The sequence below is a fragment of the Pseudoalteromonas aliena SW19 genome (genome assembly GCF_014905615.1).
In the GTDB taxonomy this organism is placed as follows: domain Bacteria; phylum Pseudomonadota; class Gammaproteobacteria; order Enterobacterales; family Alteromonadaceae; genus Pseudoalteromonas; species Pseudoalteromonas aliena.
Window position 1 is genome coordinate 1222160 of record NZ_AQGU01000025.1, and the last position, 20929, is coordinate 1243088.

Sequence of the window (20929 nt, forward strand, 5' to 3'; positions counted from 1 at the left end):
GACGTTAAAAATTATTTATATAGAACAACTATGTATCATAATTTTAGCCTTATTATTGAGCTGTTTTCTTATCGCTATAATAGATCACTAATTTAATGCAATTGGTGTAATCTTAATTTATGCCGCAATTATAACGCTAAAATAATAAATCTTTACATTTTTCTGCATCTTGTTCAGGTGCGATACTAAATTAGTTTGATATACTTCGGTCTCTTTTTTAAGCGATTTTAGGATTTGTCGTGACAAGGCGTGTTTATCAAGCAATTTTTTTGATCAGTATCGTAGCGTTTACCTTTTTATTTGCCAAAGAAATAAAAGGAGGGGTTACAAGTTTATTCCCTCATATTGATAAAGTAGCCCACTTTGGGATTTTTTTCGTACTTGCCATAATAATGGATAAGGCATTTAAGCTACCTTTATACGCACAAATATTGTTACTAGCAGGTTATGGCGCTTGCATCGAAATAATGCAAGATGCCCTTCCTTACAGGCAAGCATCTATAGGTGATTTTATTGCCGATTTTGCAGGTGCAGCTAGCTATTTTTTACTCAGAGTGATTTTTACTCCTCGCAAAAAGAATCCTTATGACTAATATTCTTGTTGTTGGTGATGGTGCAATTGGTTTACTTTTAAGTCATTTTTTAAGTAACCAACACAACGTTTATGTTTTAACACGTAAAGCTACAAATAATACGCGCTTTTATAGTCGTAAAAACAGTGCCTCACAAAAAATAAATGCCCGCTTCATCTCACTAAATCAACTAGCTGCACAACCAAAATTTGACGTGATATTAATGACTGTGAAAGCTTTTCAAGTGCAAAGCGCGTTTGAGCAGGTAAAGCCTTACTTAACTGAGCACACAAATATAGTACTTTCACATAATGGCATGGGTAATGTTGAAGAATTAAAGTCAGAATTAATCCCAAGCCAAGCTCTCTACTTTTTAACAACAAGTATGGCAGGCTTTAAATCGAATCAATACATTGTGCAACATACCGGTGAAGGCCAAAGTGTAATTGGTGGCTGCAATAGTTTAGCACTTAAAAACATATCAACTATGGCTAACACTTTAAAAAGTATTCCAAAGCTACACGCTACAAGCAACATACAACAACTACGATTCGAGAAACTATTCGTTAATATTGCCATAAATCCATTAAGTGCATTACATAACGTTAAAAATGGCCAACTTCGCGATCCCCAATACAATTCAATGATCATCAATTTACTCACTGAAGCATGTAACATTGCAAAAGCACAAGGCCTTAATATTCCTTTAATTAATGCACTAACTACAGCCTATAACGTAATGGAACTAACAGCGCAAAATTACTCTTCCATGCAACAAGATGTGATTAACGAGAGGCCAACTGAAATAACAGCAATGTGTGGTTATATTAATGAACAGGGTAAAGTTTATAATATTAAAACCCCCTATAATAATCAGTTATTAGCTAAAATTCAGGCAAAAAAAAGCGTGGTATAAACCACGCTTATATCAATTTTTAACTTTTATGGACGATAAACCTTTACAGTATCAAAGCCTTGCTCTTGCAACATAAGTGCCTGTAGCTGACTCATTACGCCTCTATCACAATATAAATAATAGTCCGTATTTTTTGGTAAATCACCAAACTTAGTTGCTAAGCGAAAAAATGGTAAGTGTATAACTTCAACTCCGTCTATCTCAAGTGGCGATGCGTCTTCTTCCTCTGGAGAGCGAATATCAACAACAACCGCGCCCGCAGGTAAATCAGCAACTGACTCAGCTTCTTTTAGCTCTTGCTTAGCCTCAACATCGATATCGCGCACATCCATTATACGTGCATTATCTACAACCGTATCAAGCACATCAAAGTCGAACTTTTCTTCTTCGGCTTCTATTACTTCAATTTTGGCTTTAACAGTCGGTTTTTTAGAAATAACACCACAGTATTCTGGCATCGTTTCGGCCATTTCGGCGGTACCAATTTGGCGAGCTAGGTTGATAATTTCTTGTTTGTCGTTTTGAATAAGCGGGCGTAAAATAAGCGTTTCAGTAACACGGTCAATCACGCTTAAATTAGCTAATGTTTGACTAGATACTTGCCCAATACTTTCTCCGGTAACAAGTGCTTGAATGTTTAGCTTTTGCGCTACAACACTCCCCGCGCGCATCATCATACGCTTAAGCACGACACCCATTTGGCTGTTTTCAACGTTTTCTAAAATTTCAGCGACAACGGGTTCAAAATCAATAGTTATAAATTTAACTTTGTGTGTTGAACTGTATTTTTTCCATAAAAAATAGCTTGCTTGTTTAACACCAATTTCGTGCGCTGCGCCACCTAAATTAAAGAATAAAAAGTGTGTACGCGCGCCTTTTCGAATCATTTGATAGCTTGCTACGCCAGAATCAAAGCCACCAGACATCAGCGAAAGTACATCTTCTTGAGTTGGCAACGGGAAGCCCGCCATACCAAAATGCGTTTGCGAAACAATGTAAGCTTTATCGTCTTTTACTTCTAGGCGTATTGTCACTTCTGGGCGGCTAAGTTTAACGCTTGCGCCTTCAATGTGCTGATTTAACCCGCCGCCAACATAGCGTTCTAAATCAGTTGAGGTAAAGTCGTGTTGCCCTATACGCTTAGCACGTACGCAAAAGGTTTTACCTACAATAGTATGACCAACTAAAGCGATGGTTTTTTGATAGATATCATCGAGTGTTTCAAATTGCGTTTCGGTTACTTCAATAAACTGAACAATACCAGGTATGCGCTTAAGGCTGTCGATAAACTCAAGGCGAACTTGTGCATCTTCAAGCTTGGTAACAACTGAAATATTATCCCAGTTATTTCTTACTTGTACTTTTTCGTCAACACGACGCAATACAATCTTAATGTTATTTTCTAACACTTTGGTAAAGCGTTTACGGACTGAACGGCTTTTAATGGCTATTTCAGGGTGTAGTTTGACGATAAATTTAAGCATAGTTCACTCTTAGACTGCGGGAATTCGCGCTCCCAGACATTTGGCGCGCGATTATAACAAAAAATTCAGCGTCTAGGAAATAACCAAAACTTAATCGTTAGATATCACTTTGGGCATGTTGTGCTAACTCAGTGTATTTATCTCTTAACTGATTAAGCTTATTAATACTTTTATCCGTACTGTAAGCTCTAAATAATGTCAGTACTTTTAAAATACCATGATAAATATCTTGCTCTAACAGTGTCCCACTTAATCTACGCGCTTTAATATAAGGCGTCCAAAAACTTACTGTAAGCTTTAGTGTGTGAGCCAGCTCAATAGCATCTTCTTCATCTATAGCAATCATTTCACTATCACGTAAACCAATAATAATCTTACGCACCTGCTCTAATAACTCTAATTGAAAGTCAATATAGGCCTGCTTTAAATAGGCATCTCGCGATAAAATATCACCTAGATTGTCGTAAAAAAAATGATATCGCCACATCAATTCAAATAACGAGTCCAAGTAGGCTGTTAAATGGCTAAAAGCATCATCGTCTTTATTAATTGGTTTAAAGTGAGTGCTTAAATGATCACGATAAAGTGCAAATATATGACGAATAATGTCTTCTTTATTTTTAAAATGATAGTAAAGATTACCAGGGCTCATCCCTAAATGCGACGCAATATGATTGGTCGATATTGCACGTTCACCTTGTTCGTTAAATAACGAAATACTGGTGTGTATTATTTTGTCCTTGGTATTCATATGCTAATACTCAAATTATCTAAGGGCTACGTTACACTAAAAAAGAGGCTATGCAGTATAAACAAATATCTACCATATAACACTCCTACCCCACATATTCCCTTTGAAGCATTGCTATTTGCAATTGCTGATTTGTGCAAAAAACACTGTTAAACTAACGTTAAAATAATAAATAGTGAATATTATGAACATAACTGCAATTTACCCTGGCACTTTTGATCCGCTGACAAACGGTCATACTGACCTTATTCAGCGTGCTGCAAAAATGTTTGATACCGTATTAGTCGCTATTGCGCATAACCCGAGTAAAAAACCTTGTTTTAGTCTTGAGGAACGTGTGGAGCTGGCCAACACCATTTTAAGTCATTTAGATAACGTGAAAGTAATTGGTTTTTCAGGGCTGCTGGCAGATTTAGCAAGAGATAATAATGCCAATGTATTGATTCGTGGAATTAGAGCGGTATCTGACTTTGATTACGAGTTTCAACTCGCTAATATGAATCGCCGCCTCAACCCAGATTTAGAAAGCGTATTTTTAACCCCAGCAGAGAGAAACTCATTTATTTCCTCAACACTTGTTAAAGAAGTGGCGCGTCACAATGGTGATGTCAGCGAATTTGTAGACCCTGTTATAGTAAAGGCTTTAAAAACCAAATTAGGCTGTGACTCTTAATAGCCATTGACCGCATTAGCGCATTATAAGCATGCGCTAATTAAGTGCTTTTCTGCTCTAGATAATATAGTCAGATATGACTACAAAACACCTTAATGAGATTACCCAAGGTAATAAGTTTTCATCGTGAGTTATTGCAAGTTAGCTAAAAAATACAAACACAACCTATACTTATAGTTATAGCCTTTTGTAGTTTTTTTTAGGTTTTAAAAGGCTAACGAATTTACTTTTAAGTATGTGAAGGCCTAAAAAATCTCTATCTGTTATTAGAGCTACAATCATCATCAAGTCAATTATATTTACTGAAAATGTGTATATATTCCAAAGAAACCAAGGTTCTTGGTTTTTGTATATATACATATCTATATACATAGATAAAAATAAAGAGGAGTTAATTGTTAAACCTACAATTAAATATAAAAATGAGGGAGTTGATTTCTTAATAATTAAAAAAGCCACAGTAAGAATGGCAATAGTGATTAAATCATATATAGCCCAATCTAATAAAACAGTTGTTTTTATCGATAACCATGTAAAGAAGTAATCTGACACTGTATATGAGAGCATCATAACAAATGAACTGAGTAATAAGGTTGTATTTCTTTTTACACTAAGGGAATAAACAAAGGCATTAAAGAAGAACGCCATTAGAAAACCCCACATTGTGAGAGCAGATAACGAAAAAAAGCCAAAAAACTCAGTTAAAAACATCCATAGCCTTTATATATCATTTAGGTTTAATAGGTATTATTCCACCACCACGTTGAAGTTCAGTTCCAGCTGCAGCCATGGCTTCTTGAGAGATACTTACTGTATCAGACTGTAAGGTTTTAGGGCTAGTAGTTTGTTCCATTGCAGGCTTTAATTGTTGCGTTTTATTGTATGCTTGCATCTGTACTTGGCTATTGTTTGAAATTTGCATGTGATTGTTCCTTATAAAGTTATATTTGGCGCAACTTTTAATCACACCATTGTACCGGTAAACACGTTACCTATTTTAGTCCAAGTAGCCACTTTTGCTACTTGGTTTATATTAAAGCAACCAGTGTGCCAATTTTTTTTGACGCTAAAAAATTAAGGATCAAAATTGCTGTCACACGCATAAATACCTACTTGCAGTAATACTGAATCAATTTAAAGGACTAAGCTTGGCGTTAATTGCGTTAAAATTGCTGGTAAATGAATGCAGAGCAATTACCGAGAACAACCAAATAACGAAACTTTGCCTTGTAATTAACAAGATTTTCTTACTTCAAAATAGACCACTTAATTAAGCGAATTGGAATAAAAGCGCACAGGGATAACCGTACGCTTTTGTATCTAGGGAATTTAAGCTACGTATTTACACGGGATCTCCGCACTTTTACTTAACTTTAAAATATATTCCATTGCGACTTCGTCACAATTATCTTTACGAAGACAAAGCTCACAGTCTTTCATTACTTTTTCAGGCAAACTCTCTTTTGTACAAAATGTAAAACACTGTTTTTCAAAAAACTCTGGTACACGCGTTAGCACTATGACTCTATTTAGTGCCAATTTTTTGGCTTTTATTAATAGATGGTCAACTAGCTGCCTTCCTTGTCCCGTTACTGTACTGTGTGGATCTATTCCTAATGAGCGTATTTCAGCAAGTCCCGTATCGTAAATATATAAAGAAGCGCAACCTGTTACCCTACCGTTAATTTCAGTAACCGCAAATTCATTTATAGAATGCACCATGTCACTTTTTGCACGCGGTAAGTTTTCACCTACTGTAGCCCAGTGCTGAATGAGCTTAGCTATTGACTCAACATCATCTAGATTTGCATCACGAACCGTTATTTGCTGTTTTTTTTTGGCGGCTTTAATTGCCCCCGTTACTTGCTCTATCGATGTGCCGCCAAAAGCTTGACGGGCTTTTATACATGCGTCTATTTCTAAAACCGGATATACATCGTCTTCAAAAACATCATTTACTGATTTGTACTGTTCAAGCGAAAGTGCTTCTAATGTTTTATTTTCACTAATAGCTAGCTGCACTAAAACACCTACAATGTGATGCCCCTCCCTAAAGGGTATGCCCTTAGCCACAAGGTAGTCAGCCAGCTCTGTTGCATTAGCATGACCCCCTTTAGCAGCCGCAAGCGTACGCTCGCCTTTTACTTTTATACCTTTAATACATGCTTGAGCCATATGAATACACGCAAGCCATGTTGGCATCGCGTCGAAAATGCCTTCTTTATCTTCTTGCATGTCTTTGTTGTAAGCCAATGGAAGTGCTTTTAGCGTCATCATCATTGCACTAAATGCACCAAATACACGACCCGTTTTACCGCGAATAAGTTCGAGTGCGTCTGGATTCTTTTTTTGTGGCATTAAAGACGAACCAGACGTCACATTATCTGCAAGTTCTATAAAGCCGGCTTCACCCGAGTTATAAAATATTAAATCTTCAGACATACGCGATAAATGAATCATCGAAATTGACGCACAGCTTAATAACTCTACAACAAAATCGCGATCGGATACGCCATCAAGACTATTTTTAGTCGCACCAGTAAAACCCAAACCTTGCGCAAGTGCTTGACGATCAATTGGATAAGCAGTGCCAGCCAACGCGCCACTGCCTAGCGGGCAATAGTTCATACGGGCTTTAGCGTCTTGTAAACGGCTTTCGTCGCGTTCCAGCATTTCAACGTATGCCATACACCAGTGACTAAATAGTACTGGTTGAGCGCGCTGTAAATGAGTGTAACCTGGCAAAATAGTACCGAGTTCTCGCTCAGCAAGCGCTACAAATTCACCTTTTAATTGTGCGATTGCTTTTAAAATATGCTCGGCTGTATCTCTACACCATAATCTAAAGTCTGTCGCTACTTGGTCATTACGGCTTCTGCCTGTATGTAATTTTTTAGCTAAATCACCTACTTTTTCGATTAATGCAGCCTCAACATGTGAATGAATATCCTCTGCGCCTGATGTTGCTACAGCGAGTGGATCACCTTTTACTTCTTCAAGTAACTCATACAATGCCGCAACGAGTTTTTTGTGTTCATCATTTGATAACACATTGACTTGCTCAAGTGCGCCAGCCCATGCCACAGAGCCGATAATATCTTGCTCTGCTAACTGATAATCGAAGGGAAGAGAGTCGTTAAATTGCTTAAACGCCTCATCTGGACCCGTAGAAAAACGTCCGCCCCATAATGCCATGAAATATCTCCAAACCCTTTAGTGCCCCTTTTACAGGGGCGTAATAATTTACTTTTTAGCGAGTGCTGAAATTCTACTTGAAAGCGAAAATAAACGAATAAAGCCTTCAGCGTGTGATTGGTCGTACACATCGTCTTCGCCAAATGTAGCAAATGCTTCGCTATATAAACTATTTGGTGACTGCTTTTGAACCGCAGTTACTTGACCTTTATATAGCTTAAGTACCACTTCACCTGTTGCCACTTTAGAAAGCGCTTCTGCACCGGCTAAAATAGAATCTTTAAGTGGTGTAAACCAACGGCCGTCGTATACTAAATGAGAAAATTCACCACCCAATACTTCTTTCCATTTACGGCTTGCTTTATCAAGTACTAGCTCATCAATTGCTTGAAGTGCAGCCATAATAACTGTGCCGCCTGGCGTTTCGTAACAACCGCGTGACTTCATGCCCACTAAACGGTTTTCTACAATATCAACACGTCCAACACCATGAGGTGATGCAATATCGTTTAATTTAACTAGGCAATCGTATGGTTTAAGCTCGACGCCATTTACAGCAACCACTTCGCCTTCAACAACTTTTAATGTTACTAATTCTGATTTGTCTGGTGCTTGCTCTGGAGAGTTAGTCCAAGTCCATACTTGCTCTGTGGGTTGACACCATGGATCTTCAAGTTCGCCACCTTCGTGCGAAATATGCCATGCATTGGCATCACGACTATAAATTTTTGTAGCTGACGCTGAACAGGGAATATCACGCTCAGCTAAGTAATCGAGTAATGATTCACGACTGGATAAATCCCACTCACGCCATGGCGCAATTACTTTTAAATCAGGGGCAAGGGCCGCAAAACATGATTCAAAACGAACTTGATCATTACCTTTACCTGTACAACCATGAGAAAGTGCATCAGCACCTACTTTACGTGCAATTTCAACCTGTGCTTTAGCAATAATAGGACGCGCCATAGACGTACCTAATAAATAAGTACCTTCGTAAATTGAACCGGTTTTAAGTGTTGGGTAAATGTAATCACTTACCATTTCATCTTTTAAGTCAACTACGTAACATTCAGATGCACCAGAGGCGATTGCTTTAGCTTCTACGCCTTCAAGTTCTTCTGCGCCTTGGCCTACATCAGCTACAAACGCGATTACTTCGCAGCCGTAGTTTTCTTTTAACCATGGCACAATAGCCGACGTATCAAGACCTCCAGAATAGGCTAAAACGACTTTTTTAATTGAACTCATAGGTGTTCCTTAACAAAATTTGGATTTAGTAATGTCACTAACAGAGCATTTTGCGCATGCATGCGATTCTCTGCTTGTTGAATAATTCTTGATGCTGGACCATCCATTACCTCAGAGGTAATTTCAAATTCACGGTGTGCCGGTTGGCAATGTAAAACCGTAGTTGCACCGGTTTGATTTAGTAATGCCTGATTTAATTGATAAGGCATATATTTTTCTTTAACTTGCTCAAGCGGTGTTGTATCACCCATTGATACCCATGTATCTGCGTATACAACGTTTGCACCAACAGCTGCTTCAACACGGTCGCTTACCATCACTGATGCACCATTCATTGCTGCAATTTGCTCTGCTTTTTTAAGTATTTGTGAATCAGGCGAACACCCTTTTGGTGTTACAGCAACAAAGTCAGTACCTAAAGTAGCAGCTAGTAACATCAATGAATGAGTCACGTTATTACCTTCACCTAAGTAAGCAACTTTAAGCTGACTCACATCGCCATGTACTTCTTGAAGCGTTAAAAAATCAGCCAGTGCTTGGCATGGGTGATACAAATCACACAAACTATTTACTACAGGTACCGATGAGAACTCACCTAACGTAGCTAATGTACTGTGCTGATTTACACGCGCCACAATACCGTCAGCCCAAGTAGAAATATTAAGTGCGAAATCTTTAATTGATTCACGTGCGCCCATAGCACCATTTTGCTGATCTAAATAAACTGCATGACCACCTAAACGATTTATACCAATATCAAATGATAAACGAGTACGTAAACTTTGTTTTTCAAACAATGTAACGATTGATTTTCCCGCTAATACATTGCTGTATTTTTCTGGCTTTGCTTTTATATCTTGCGCTAGCTTTAATAAATTAAGTGCGCTTTCTTGGTCTAACTCTAAACCCGTTAAAAAATTCTCAAACATAATAAACCTATGGTGTAATTTTAGTTCCTACGTGCTTGCCCTCAAGCAAAGCAATTAAATTTTCTGGCTTTTGCCAGCTGGAAATATACACACCGCGTCGTAAGTGTTGGGCAGCGTCAAGACTGGTCTTAACTTTGACCTCCATCCCGCCCACAATTACTCCATCCGTAATTAAAGTATCAATGTGTTTTGTGTCAAGTTGATGTAACGGCTGCTTATTAGCATCAAGCACCGCTTCTACATCAGTCATAAATATAAGTTCTGCATTTAAATTACCCGCAATAGCTGCTGCAGCTTCATCAGCATTTACGTTGTACCAAAGCCCTTGTTCATCAAAACCAATAGAACTAACGATGGGTAAGCGGCCAAGTTTAAGTAAATCGTTAACAATAGAATCGTCATTGCTTGTGCATTTACCCACTAAGCAAAGCGCTTTTAACTTTTGTGTAGCGCTAACACCCGCCTCGAAAAGACTCAAACCAACAGGCTTATGACCAGTACGAATAGCTTGAGCCATTAATTGTTTATTTGCACAACCAGCAAGGGCACCCACTATATAAGGCATTTGCTCTGCGGGGCTGATACGCAAACCTTGGTGTTTAGCACTAGCAAAGCCAGCCCCTTTTAACCAAGTATCAACAAGTACACCACCGCCATGCACAATGACAAACTCATCATTTGTTTGCTCATTGAGTACATCAAACAACGCTTTTGCTGCATTTTCTGTATTAAGTACTGCACCACCGAGTTTAATAACCCACGTTTTTTTACTCATTTAAAACGCTCCTTTTAAGCCCGTAGTGTGATCTAAGTTCATTGATAAATTGATGCACTGCAAAGCTTGTCCAGCAGCGCCTTTTAATAAATTATCAATTGCAGCTATTACAATGAGCTGCTGCCCTTGTTGCTGCCAACCAATATCAACATAGGGCTGCTTTGTTACGCCTTTAATGGATGGAATCTTATCGCCGAGTAAACGAATAAGAGGTTCATTAGCAAGAACTTGATACGCTTGATTTACCTGAACACTTGTTACATTTGGTTTTAATTGCACATAAATAGTTTCTAAAATACCACGAGGAAAGTTGCCTAAGTGCGGCGTAAATAACACTTGGTGACCAAGGTGTTGCTCAATTTCAGGACCGTGACGGTGGTTAAATAAACCATAAGGAGCAAGTGATACCTCACAAAAATGAGTACCTACACTGGCTTTACGCCCAGCACCAGTTACACCCGACACCGCATTAATGATAATACGTTGCTCGCTTAACAAACCTGCTTGTTGTAGGGGTTTCAATGCATTAAGTGCAGCTGTAGGGTAACACCCTGCCACAGCAACTAATTGAGCTTCAGCAATTGCATCGCCATTCCATTCAGCTAAACCATAAGCAGCTTTATTTAATAACTCAGGATGTTTGTGCTCAAAACCATAGTAGGTAACGTAATCATCATTGCTCGCAAGGCGATAACCGCCAGATAAATCAAAGACCTTTTTACTCATTGCTAAAAAACGCGGTGCTAAATCAACACTCACTTTATGATCAGTACATAAACACACATAATCAGCACCAATTTGAATGTCATGAAAAGCTGATTCACTAAGAGGAAGTAATGGTAGGTCAAGCAAGCCGAGATGCTCTGGGTATAAATCACTCAGCAATTTTTTTTTATCTAAGCTACCCTCAGATACATAACAGCCTGTTAACGTTAAGTTTGGGTGTTTAACAACTAAACTTGCTAACTCTGCGCCGCTGTATCCACTTGCGCCAATAATCACTACATTCATTTGTATCTCGTTATCTTAAAATTAGTTATTACTTACCTATAATGTTCGCTTAAACTAGCCTTGGCGCTAATTCAGCCTTTTATTAATGAATTTTGATTATCGTCGCACTGTTTTCATAACGTTACTTTTAATATATTTATGCTTAAAAAGTGAATTGATATTCATCATAAATACTTTTATATTGTTATGCAATTAAATTGAATACTTATTTTGGATTTTTTATGCCTTTGCCATCGTTTATTTCTATGTATCAACAACTGATTGCAGCTCCTTCTATCAGTGCAATTGAAGACAGCCAGTGTATGAGTAATAAAAGCGTCATTGAGTTACTTACACAATGGTGCGAAACACTTGGTTTTACGTGTGAAATTATTGAACTAGAAGGCGCTAAGGGTCGCTATAATTTATTAGCCAGACGCGGAAAAGGCGATGGAGGACTAATGCTTGCGGGTCATACCGATACAGTACCGTTTGATGATAGCCGCTGGAATCACAACCCATTTAAACTTACCGAACTCGATAATAAATTATACGGGCTGGGAAGCATTGATATGAAAGGTTTTTTTGCTTTTGTGCTACAAGCTATTAGTGAGCTTGATGAAAAACAGCAAACTCAACCTATTTTAATACTCGCCACTGCCGACGAAGAAACTACAATGGCCGGTGCACAACAAATTTGTAGGCACCCAAATTTAAAACCTGCGCGCTGTATCATTGGCGAACCGACTGATATGACTCCAGTATTTACACATAAAGGACATATGAGTACAGCAATTAGAGTAATTGGACGTTCAGGGCATAGCTCCGATCCCGAACGTGGTATTAACGCCATCGAAGTAATGCATAAAATCATTTCAAAGTTACTGATCTTAAAAGAGCAATTAAAGCATAAATATTCATTAGAACATTTTAAAATACCTTACCCTACATTGAATTTTGGTAATATTCATGGTGGTGACAACGCGAATAGAATTTGTGGTTGCTGCGAAATGCATATAGATATGCGACCGCTTCCAGGGCTAAGTGTGAAAGAGTTGCAAGCATTAGTACTTGACGCAACTAAAGAGATTAATCAGCAATACCCTAATGCGGTCAGCGTCATTGATCTACACGAGCCGATCCCCGCTTTTACTGGCAGCACCGACAGTGCTTTGGTGATATTAGCTGAAAAAATAGCAGGGCAAAAAGCCATTGCAGTAAATTACTGTACCGAAGCACCTTTTATTCAGCAACTAGGGTGTGAAACTATTGTAATGGGGCCAGGCTCAATTAACCAAGCACATCAACCTGACGAATTTTTAGCAATGGAAAAAATAAAACCATCACAACAAATAATCACCGATATTATTAAAGTAAGTTGTTTTGGCGATCAAAATTACTAATTAACCTGAACTCTGGTTAATAACTTAAAATAACAAAGGCGCCAATTGACGCCTTTGTTATAGGTACATAATTAAATATTTATCTTTAATTAGCTTGGTTAACTACCTTTAACTTCTAAGTTAATAAACTTAACCAGCTCTTCAGGTTGGCCCATTAACATCATTATTTGTTGATTCACTTCTATCATCGTTTTACCTTCAGGTAATTTTGCTGACACAGAAAATGAGTTTAGCCCTTTCACAAAACCAATGATTGCTTGTGCTATTTCTGGGGTTACAGGGGCCTGTTGTAGCTGCTGTTCAACCATCATCTGCATTTGCTCTAACGTCATGCCCTGCTTTTTAAGTTCGCTTTCTAATAGAGCTTTAAGATCACCTTGATCATTTAAGACGAAATTCATACTGCGAGGCTCTAGCTTACTGATAGCTTGCATAATTAGCGTTTGTTCTTGTAACTGTTGCTCATAAGAAAACGATTCATTATCTGCTTCTTGCTGTGTTTTATTGATCGCAAGAGATGCATCCATTAGCGCTTTAGAATTCGCCAATCCAACATCCATATTAAAACTAACAATATCTTTTGCATCAAGCTTAATAACGATATCACTGTCGCCTGAGTTTTCATCATAATCTAATGACGAGTGTAAATCGTAACTTGCCGATGCTAACATCGTATTTGTATCTGCTGGTAGCTTCGCTACGAAGTCTTTATTAAATTGAAAGCTTTTTACATCCAGTGATGTATACGGTGAAACTTTATCTGTTTCATAACCAGTCAATTCAATGCTTTGAATATGCGCCACGTTATCACCCTCTGGGCTCGTAACTTCCATATTAATAATTTCCACACTTTTAGAAATGACACTGGCCGACAGCTCTGTATACTTAAACGTAGCACCTGTTTGTTCAGTAACTAAAGCTAGTTGTTTATCTACTTCTGTGCGAACTTCTTGCGTTGCCACGTAATTTGCGTAACTTACGCCACCAATACCGGCTGCAATAATAGCGACAGCTATAACTAATTTTTTCATTTTATTTCCTTATTCTATTCTTTATATAAACCGACTCAGCTCAAGAATAACATTGAGAACATTATCGGTTAAGTGTTAATTAATCAGGCTAAGTAGCTCATGCACTGTTTTTACTGGGGTGATTTTAGCCCCCAGTCCTTCCATCGATTTATGATAATTACGAAATGGAATAAATATTTCAGTAAACCCATGCTGCGCCGCTTCCTTAACTCGCGGTACACCGCTATCAATTGGGCGTACATCGCCATTTAAGCTAAGCTCGCCCATAATACACGTAGTACGAGGCACAACAAATTCATTCAAGCTACTAAGCAGTGCGGTAACTAGCGCTAAATCAATACAAGTTTCTGTTTCATCAATTCTTAAACCACCCACAATATTAAAAAATGTATCATGAAATATTTTAGTTTTAGTGTGCTTGCGTAATATACCAGTCAGCATTTTTATGCGGTTCATATTTAAACCAACGCACACACGCTGTGGAAATTCCGCCTCGGTTTCGGTGGTTAAACATTGAATTTCGAGCAATAAATTACGATTACCTTTACGAATACAGGTAATTGTGGAGCCTGGTGAGTCGGTCGTTGATCCTGATAAGAAAATTTCACTTGGGTTATCAACGCTTAACATACCGCGTTCACACATTTTAAAAATGCCCACCGTATCAATATCACCAAAGCGGTTTTTATTTGCACGAAGCGTTCGAATTTGCCCATCATTGGTGTCAATATGTAAAAGCGCATCTACTATGTGCACCAGCGTTTGCGGGCCGGCTATTTCATTATTTTTATTTACATGAGCAATGATGAACATAGTGACATCATTTTGCTTACAGTATTGAGTTAATGCCTGAGCAGCGCTTTTCACTTGTGAAGGCGAGCCTGGACTACCATTTGCAGTATCCGTTACAACCGCTTGAATAGAGTCAATAACTGCAAATTTAATTTTATTTTTATCGAGCTCTTCAATTATCGTTTCAACGCTAGTTTCTGAAAGTAAATAAAGTTCATCAGCGTTATAATTTAGTTTTAAACGATTTACTCTGTTTTTAAACTGCGATAAAGACTCCTCAGCCGTACAGTAAAGAGACGGCATACGTTGTGACATTCTGGCAACTAAATCTGATAGTAAGGTTGTTTTACCTGCACCAGGATCGCCCGATATAATATTAACCGATCCCGTTGTTACACCTCCGCTTAAAACACGATCGAGTTCACCTATTTCAGTTAGCTGTTTTTCAGCTTCAGATGTCGCAATATCATTAATTTTTTTAGAGCCGCCACCAATTCCACCAGCGTAACCTGCAACACTGGCTCTTACTGATGATTTTTTACTTTGCCCTGCTGAGGGTTTAAATTCTGCTAATGTATTCCATGCACCACAACGGCATTGCCCTTGCCACCGCTGGTAATTCATACCACATTCAGTACAAACAAACTCTACTTTTGCCGCTTTTGCCATTAATAACCTTACCTACTATTTTTTAAATTTTTAAATATTTACTATTAAATACCTACTTTAGCATTTCAAACTCTTGCTTAGTAACATACTCTTGTTGTTACAAGACTCAACACAACAATTATTGCATGCAAATGCTGTTTTCTTTTTTTCTCTAATTTAGGGCATACTTATTGCTTTAGAAATGGTTTAAAGTAACTTGCCAATAAAATGGCGCATAACACATAATAACAAGAGCTAAATTACAATTACTCAAATAATCATACCTGTATTAATAAAGGTGCGATTTACGTTAATTAATTTTCTAATAAATTAGCTTCTCAGTATACCTACTTTTAAATTAGACGGTGATGGTTTTATAAATGGCTGATGACATATTACTCAAGCACGAAGACCTTGTGAATGAGCTGAAACAATATTTAGGTAATACTAAGTTCGACCTAATTTTCAAATCGAAAACAACAGGGCTAACCAAACCTGAACAGTTTTTAATTAAAATGGAAATGTCGCGTTTATCTCAGCCTGTTGCCCGCTTTATTGACTTACGAGGTTCGGTTAGCGGGTTAGTAAAACCTTACGAGCATAATGGTAAACAGCACTTCATGGATGATGCTGCTATTGAAGCGTTTGAAAAAGCCTTAAAACAATACGGTGAATATACTTTGGCTGTTTACGAGGCGGTACTGAGCACAAGAAACCACAATCGGGATATACAAGATAAAGAACAACAGCAAGTACTAGATAGCCTGCTAAGCACCGATGTAGTTAAATTTGCCTCTTACGAAAGCCGTTGCGAAGAGCGGATGAATTATTCAATTAAAGTTACGATTGAATATAATGATAAGAAAAATATTTCTGCTAGTACCTCTGATATATCCTTAAGTGGCTGTAAGGTAAAGCTTGCCACTGAAAATATTATAAGAAAAGGTCAGCTTATAGCAATGCGCCTGGTTGGCCTTGAACAAGATTTTGAGCTAGGTTTAAAAAATGGCATCCAATATGAAGTTGTTGCTATTGAAAATACCTCTCCTGAATTTAATCATGTTCGATTAAAGCGTACCTATATAGAAAAAAACGATACCTTCGATAACTTTTTAAACAGCTTTATCAACGGAAATAAACGTCGCTATAAAGTTAATCTAGATAACACACTTGATGCGGTAGTTTCTAAAGGCTATGAGCAGTTTTATATTCCACGTGTAACGTCGTTATATGTATTTTTAAGTAAAAAAGATGAACAGTATTACCCAAGCCTGAGTTTAACCACTGAAAACAACATTTTTATTCAACGATACTTTACTGACGAAAGAAAAGCGTCATGTTTGTATAGCGTGCTTAACCACAAGCGCATTAAAAAACTGCTTACTCAACCTACGGCTATAAAAGAAGATTATCTTTACACTTTTACGCATATCGTATCTGGGAAAATTTATTATTACTCTGCCACCCGCAGCGAACTTAATACTAATTCTGAACTAAAAAAATTATTTTTTGGCCTAGGTAGTCAAAAAGAAAATTGGCAATGCTTTAAAATTCAAATAATGCCAAGTCATCCAAGCGACTCATATATCCCTTTATCTCTGCCAAATAGCGTAAGCGCAAACATTGCAAAACTAAATCGTCCACCTATCCCACGTGTTGAGGGCCTTATAAAAAACGTTAAATATTTAGTTGTGTTAACAAGTGTTGGTAATACCATTGAAAAACATAATTACCAAAGAACGGATTACGATAAGTCTCTTGTTAATCAACTAAAGTTATTTGGGCATACTAAACACAAAGTTCCTCCACATTTAGATACCGTCGCCCTGGAGTATATAAATTTGCGCTCACAAAAACGCTATCTATACAAAACGTCTGTGGAAGTAAATATTAATGGTGTGACAATTGATGGCCATACTCGGGATTTTTCAGTGATGGGTTTGCAGCTAGAGTGCAAGCAATCGACCACGTTTAGTAAAGGTGATATTGCGCTACTCTCATTTCCTGAACTACAAAAAATAACGAAAAACTATAATCTAAAAGAATTAAAATATGAAGTTATGGCCGTTGGAAAAACACTCGTCACATTAAATTTAAAAGCAAATGAGGAGGCTGATGCAGAGCATACTGGGGTTGGCTTTTTCACCCAGCTAATTGAAAAAAATAAAGATAAGTTAAAAATATCCGAAGAAGCTCCTGAAGTGGAAGGCATTTCTACCGCCTTAAGAAATATGGTGACAAAAAGTATTTGCCAATTCCCGTTATATCTAAATAAAGAAGCAGCTCATTTTAAAATTGGCGCTGTAGGTTTTGGCTTATACGCAAGCCCACTACATACAATTTTGCAAAATTTTGGTCTATTAAATAATAAAACAGACTTTTCGAGCATATTAAGTAAAGAAGATCTTTTTAATGTTATTACCCCCAATATAAAAGATCGCAGCCGAAAAGATCCGCCTTTACCATTTACCCTTGTTATTAATTTTAATCCTCGCGTTAGCAACATTGAAGATGCAATTACAAGCCAGTGTATACTCGGCGATGATTATCAAAAAAGCTTAAAGCAGATAAAAAGTGGCATTAAATCTGAGCTTATTTTCGTTATGCGCTTATTTATATCTCGCACCGGTCGTCCCGATACTGATTATTTATCTAATGAGCTTAAGTATGTAACTCATTACGCTATTCACAAAGCAAAGGAATTAGAGGATGCATTATGGTCTGTGACTGGTGTAGGTGACATAGTAGATATTACGGAGGAAGCGCTTGGCCATTTAGACCTTAATCAGCAAGAAGTTGAACAAATGGGACGTCGTAAACTCATGTGGTTAAACCGCTTACGCTAAGCGGTTTAACACTTTTAGCAAAACATGCTGGCCTTGTTTATTTTTCCACACCAATACTTTTCAGTGGATACAAAGCTAATTTATTTAATCTAAAATCTCGTTAAGATATTTACTATTAAGGGCTGAGATCAGTCTAAATTTTTGGCTCTTCATTAAGCGGAATCGCCAACATATACAACAGTTGTAATAACGATCCTTGGCAAATAGCCGCTTGAGCTTGTTCAACTACTTTAGCCTTGCCATGCACTGCAACACCTAAACCCGCTTTAGCCATCATCACTAAATCGTTCGCGCCGTCACCAATAGCCACGGTTTGCGTTTTTATAAGCCCTAGCTTTTGCTGCAATGACTCTAAAATCACCGCTTTTTGCTGCGCATCCACAATTGTGCCAAGCACTTTACCCGTTAATTTATTATTCTTAAACTCAAGTATATTTGCATGTACTTCATCTAAGCTAATCAACTCTTGCACTCGCTCTGCAAACGGTACAAAACCACCAGATGCTATTGCTAAATACCAGTTGTGCTGCTTTAAAATTTGGCATAATGCTTTAATACCGGGCATTAAAGGGAGTGAGTCTTTTAATTCTTCAATTAAGCTTTTTTCAATACCCTCAAGCTTAGCCACTCGTTGATTTAAGCTTTCGCTAAAATCAAGCTTACCCGCCATTGCAAGCGCAGTAACTGACGCAACGTCATCGTATACATTTGCCAAGCGTGCTATTTCATCAATGCACTCAATCGTAATCGCTGTTGAATCCATATCCATAACCAATAAGCCAGGCTCATATAAGTTAGGCGGTGTATTAACTTGTACAAGCTGACACTCTAAGGTTTTTGAGAGCGCTTGTAGCACTAATGGGTTTATAGCTTGATTTGCATCTTGGCTATAAAAGCACAATGCGGGTGCTAACTCTAAATCAGGCTGATATTGGCATAGTGCTGTAACACCTTGATTATGCTTAGCTAAAAACGCTGCAATCAATTGGATTTTTTCACTATTAAAATCCCCTGCGAATGCAATACTAAATAGCCCACGCTGCCTATTTGGAGTACCATTGAGTGGCAAAAAGGTGGTGTCTTGATAACTAAACCATTGATTTAATGTGAGCGTTGATAGTGATTGCTCAGCATTGGGCTGTGCCATGCTTGTTTTCGACATGGGATCTCCGTGTTTATTTTTATTATCCTGATATAAAACTAATTGATGTTAGGTATTATTAGCGCTAAATTCGCCATCAGGTAGGATTTAAGGTTATAGTAGTAGTTGTAACATCAAATTAAAATCCTGTCAGTAGCATATACGGTGACTATGAAAAATAACCATCTTAAAAATCCAATCTCGGCATCTCAAAAAAAGCGACTTGTGCGTTTATTTCTTGCGGCTGCCTGTTTTGTATTACTAAGCTGGGTGGGTGTAAACAGTAGTTTTCAAAGCCATCAGTTACTTTACGATAGCGCCGATAGCACAGCCAAAAGCCTGACTCAATTTATGGCCTTAAATGTTAAAACACCTCTTATCGAAAAAAACAAACCACAGCTTAATGCTATTTGTAACGATATAAGCAAAGACGAGTTTGTACTTTCAGCCACTATTTACGATCAGCAAGGCATTTTAATAGCCAGTAGCGATAATTGGCAATCGCACCATATTTTTGGCCAACTTCCTGATTCAACCCCTGGCATTAGTAAATTAAAAACCCCTTTTGTAGAGCCCGTAGTTAGCGATGACGACCGTCCACTTGGATTTGTGTCAGTCACTTATTTAACCCGCTCAGCCATAGCGCAAAGTCATAGCCATTTTCATGACTTAGGTCGCCAAGTACTATTAATGCTAGTGATTGCCTGTATTTTTACGTGGCAATTAGGGCGTGGATTAAAAAGTTGGCAGGTAAGTCGTTATATCCGAAAAACATCTGAGCAAGAATCATAAAGGCATTTTGCAAGCGTATCTCTCTTACTGAGTGACTTTAAATCACACAATGCATTAAACACATCGGGTATATGCAATGGCGTGTTAACTTCACCTTGATAGCCGCTTAAGGGCATTGAGGGAGAATCTGTTTCTAGCACTAAATTCTCTGGCTCGATAGCAGCAATAACAGCCCGTGTTTTAACTGCGCGCTCATAGGTAATAACACCGCCTACTCCTAGCTTAAAGCCCTGTTTGATATAGTACTGCGCTTGTTGGATTGAACCTGAAAATGCATGAATCACTCCCCCATTTTTTGGCTTACAACGTTTAAACGATTGCGCAATTAAATCATGGCTTTGCCTATGGTGCACAATGATTGGCAAGTTAAGCTTGTTTGATAGCTCTATTTGCTGCTCAAACAAAAAAGTTTGTTTAGCCAAGTTTTCAATACTTCTATCAAGCCCACATTCTCCAATAGCCACAAGCTGATGCTTATTTGCAGTCGCGAATTCATATAGCGCTTCAATGTGCGATTCTTGATGTTGTTCTAAAAAATAAGGATGTAACCCTGCGGCTATTTTTATACTTGGATAGGTTGCTTTGAGCTTTATGAGAGTACGCGATTGAGCAAGCGTAATACCTGGCACAATAAACTGATTAACTCCCTTTGCTACACACTCGTTTATGAGCGATTCACGATTCGAATCAAACTCGCTAAAGTCGAGGTGGCAATGAGAGTCAATAAATTGCACGGTTAC

Annotated in this window: 19 protein-coding genes; 6 read left to right on the forward strand and 13 right to left on the reverse strand. The window is 38.0% G+C overall.

All coding sequences use genetic code 11. From position 1 onward, the window contains the following. Window positions 1–239 precede the first annotated feature (239 nt). Window positions 240–593, forward strand: a complete 354-nt coding sequence (locus tag PALI_RS11060) for a VanZ family protein (RefSeq protein WP_193155860.1) — start codon at window positions 240–242, stop codon at window positions 591–593. Then, complete coding sequence (locus tag PALI_RS11065) at window positions 586–1488, forward strand: ketopantoate reductase family protein (RefSeq protein ID WP_193155861.1); 903 nt, start codon at window positions 586–588, stop codon at window positions 1486–1488. Before PALI_RS11060 ends, PALI_RS11065 begins: the two co-directional genes overlap by 8 nt. A gap of 26 nt (window positions 1489–1514) precedes the next feature. Here PALI_RS11065 and thiI read toward each other — a convergent pair whose 3' ends face one another. Beyond that, complete coding sequence (thiI, locus tag PALI_RS11070) at window positions 1515–2972, reverse strand: tRNA uracil 4-sulfurtransferase ThiI (RefSeq protein WP_193155862.1); 1458 nt, start codon at window positions 2970–2972, stop codon at window positions 1515–1517. A 97-nt stretch (window positions 2973–3069) separates the two neighbouring features. Next, window positions 3070–3723, reverse strand: a complete 654-nt coding sequence (locus PALI_RS11075; RefSeq protein ID WP_193155863.1) for a TetR/AcrR family transcriptional regulator — start codon at window positions 3721–3723, stop codon at window positions 3070–3072. Between the two features lie 184 nt (window positions 3724–3907). On the opposite strand from PALI_RS11075, the gene coaD reads away from it, so the two are divergent. Beyond that, window positions 3908–4396 (forward strand): pantetheine-phosphate adenylyltransferase, encoded by a 489-nt coding sequence (coaD, locus tag PALI_RS11080; RefSeq protein ID WP_138586620.1) that lies wholly within the window; start codon window positions 3908–3910, stop codon window positions 4394–4396. Window positions 4397–4573: 177 nt separating this feature from the next. Here coaD and PALI_RS11085 read toward each other — a convergent pair whose 3' ends face one another. The 7 genes from PALI_RS11085 to argC all read right to left on the reverse strand — a co-directional run bounded on the left by PALI_RS11085 (window position 4574) and on the right by argC (window position 11557). After that, window positions 4574–5107 carry a hypothetical protein gene (locus PALI_RS11085; RefSeq protein WP_193155864.1) on the reverse strand — a complete coding sequence of 178 codons (534 nt, stop codon included), beginning with the start codon at window positions 5105–5107 and terminating at the stop codon, window positions 4574–4576. A gap of 16 nt (window positions 5108–5123) precedes the next feature. Next, window positions 5124–5318 (reverse strand): hypothetical protein, encoded by a 195-nt coding sequence (locus PALI_RS11090; protein WP_193155865.1) that lies wholly within the window; start codon window positions 5316–5318, stop codon window positions 5124–5126. Window positions 5319–5725: 407 nt separating this feature from the next. After that, on the reverse strand, window positions 5726–7591 hold the full coding sequence (gene argH / locus PALI_RS11095; protein WP_193155866.1) for an argininosuccinate lyase: 1866 nt from the start codon (window positions 7589–7591) through the stop codon (window positions 5726–5728). A gap of 48 nt (window positions 7592–7639) precedes the next feature. Then, window positions 7640–8842 (reverse strand): argininosuccinate synthase, encoded by a 1203-nt coding sequence (locus tag PALI_RS11100; RefSeq protein ID WP_007581653.1) that lies wholly within the window; start codon window positions 8840–8842, stop codon window positions 7640–7642. After that, a complete protein-coding gene (locus tag PALI_RS11105) occupies window positions 8839–9771 on the reverse strand; it encodes an ornithine carbamoyltransferase (RefSeq protein ID WP_138585088.1) in 933 nt (310 codons plus the stop codon). The genes PALI_RS11100 and PALI_RS11105 overlap by 4 nt, the downstream gene beginning before the upstream one ends. Window positions 9772–9778: 7 nt before the next feature. Further along, on the reverse strand, window positions 9779–10546 hold the full coding sequence (argB, locus tag PALI_RS11110) for an acetylglutamate kinase (protein ID WP_193155867.1): 768 nt from the start codon (window positions 10544–10546) through the stop codon (window positions 9779–9781). Beyond that, a complete protein-coding gene (gene argC, locus PALI_RS11115; RefSeq protein ID WP_193155868.1) occupies window positions 10547–11557 on the reverse strand; it encodes an N-acetyl-gamma-glutamyl-phosphate reductase in 1011 nt (336 codons plus the stop codon). 221 nt (window positions 11558–11778) lie between these two features. On the opposite strand from argC, the gene argE reads away from it, so the two are divergent. Continuing rightward, complete coding sequence (gene argE / locus PALI_RS11120; RefSeq protein ID WP_193155869.1) at window positions 11779–12939, forward strand: acetylornithine deacetylase; 1161 nt, start codon at window positions 11779–11781, stop codon at window positions 12937–12939. A 98-nt stretch (window positions 12940–13037) separates the two neighbouring features. Here the strand turns inward: argE and PALI_RS11125 are convergent, their stop codons facing one another. Both PALI_RS11125 and radA read right to left on the reverse strand, forming a co-directional pair. After that, window positions 13038–13970: a hypothetical protein gene (locus PALI_RS11125; protein WP_193155870.1), complete on the reverse strand. Its 933-nt coding sequence runs from the start codon at window positions 13968–13970 to the stop codon at window positions 13038–13040. A 75-nt stretch (window positions 13971–14045) separates the two neighbouring features. After that, window positions 14046–15431: a DNA repair protein RadA gene (radA, locus tag PALI_RS11130; RefSeq protein ID WP_138585093.1), complete on the reverse strand. Its 1386-nt coding sequence runs from the start codon at window positions 15429–15431 to the stop codon at window positions 14046–14048. 359 nt (window positions 15432–15790) lie between these two features. On the opposite strand from radA, the gene PALI_RS11135 reads away from it, so the two are divergent. Beyond that, a complete protein-coding gene (locus PALI_RS11135; protein WP_193155871.1) occupies window positions 15791–18256 on the forward strand; it encodes a PilZ domain-containing protein in 2466 nt (821 codons plus the stop codon). A 133-nt stretch (window positions 18257–18389) separates the two neighbouring features. On the opposite strand, the gene serB is transcribed toward PALI_RS11135, so the two are convergent. Further along, the gene (gene serB, locus PALI_RS11140; RefSeq protein WP_193155872.1) at window positions 18390–19418 is read right to left on the reverse strand and encodes a phosphoserine phosphatase SerB; all 1029 of its coding nucleotides are present in this window, start codon (window positions 19416–19418) and stop codon (window positions 18390–18392) included. Window positions 19419–19568: 150 nt separating this feature from the next. On the opposite strand from serB, the gene PALI_RS11145 reads away from it, so the two are divergent. Further along, on the forward strand, window positions 19569–20189 hold the full coding sequence (locus PALI_RS11145; RefSeq protein WP_096793605.1) for an AhpA/YtjB family protein: 621 nt from the start codon (window positions 19569–19571) through the stop codon (window positions 20187–20189). Here the strand turns inward: PALI_RS11145 and PALI_RS11150 are convergent. Then, a complete protein-coding gene (locus PALI_RS11150; protein WP_193155873.1) occupies window positions 20156–20923 on the reverse strand; it encodes a TatD family hydrolase in 768 nt (255 codons plus the stop codon). The genes PALI_RS11145 and PALI_RS11150 overlap by 34 nt on opposite strands. Window positions 20924–20929 lie beyond the last annotated feature (6 nt).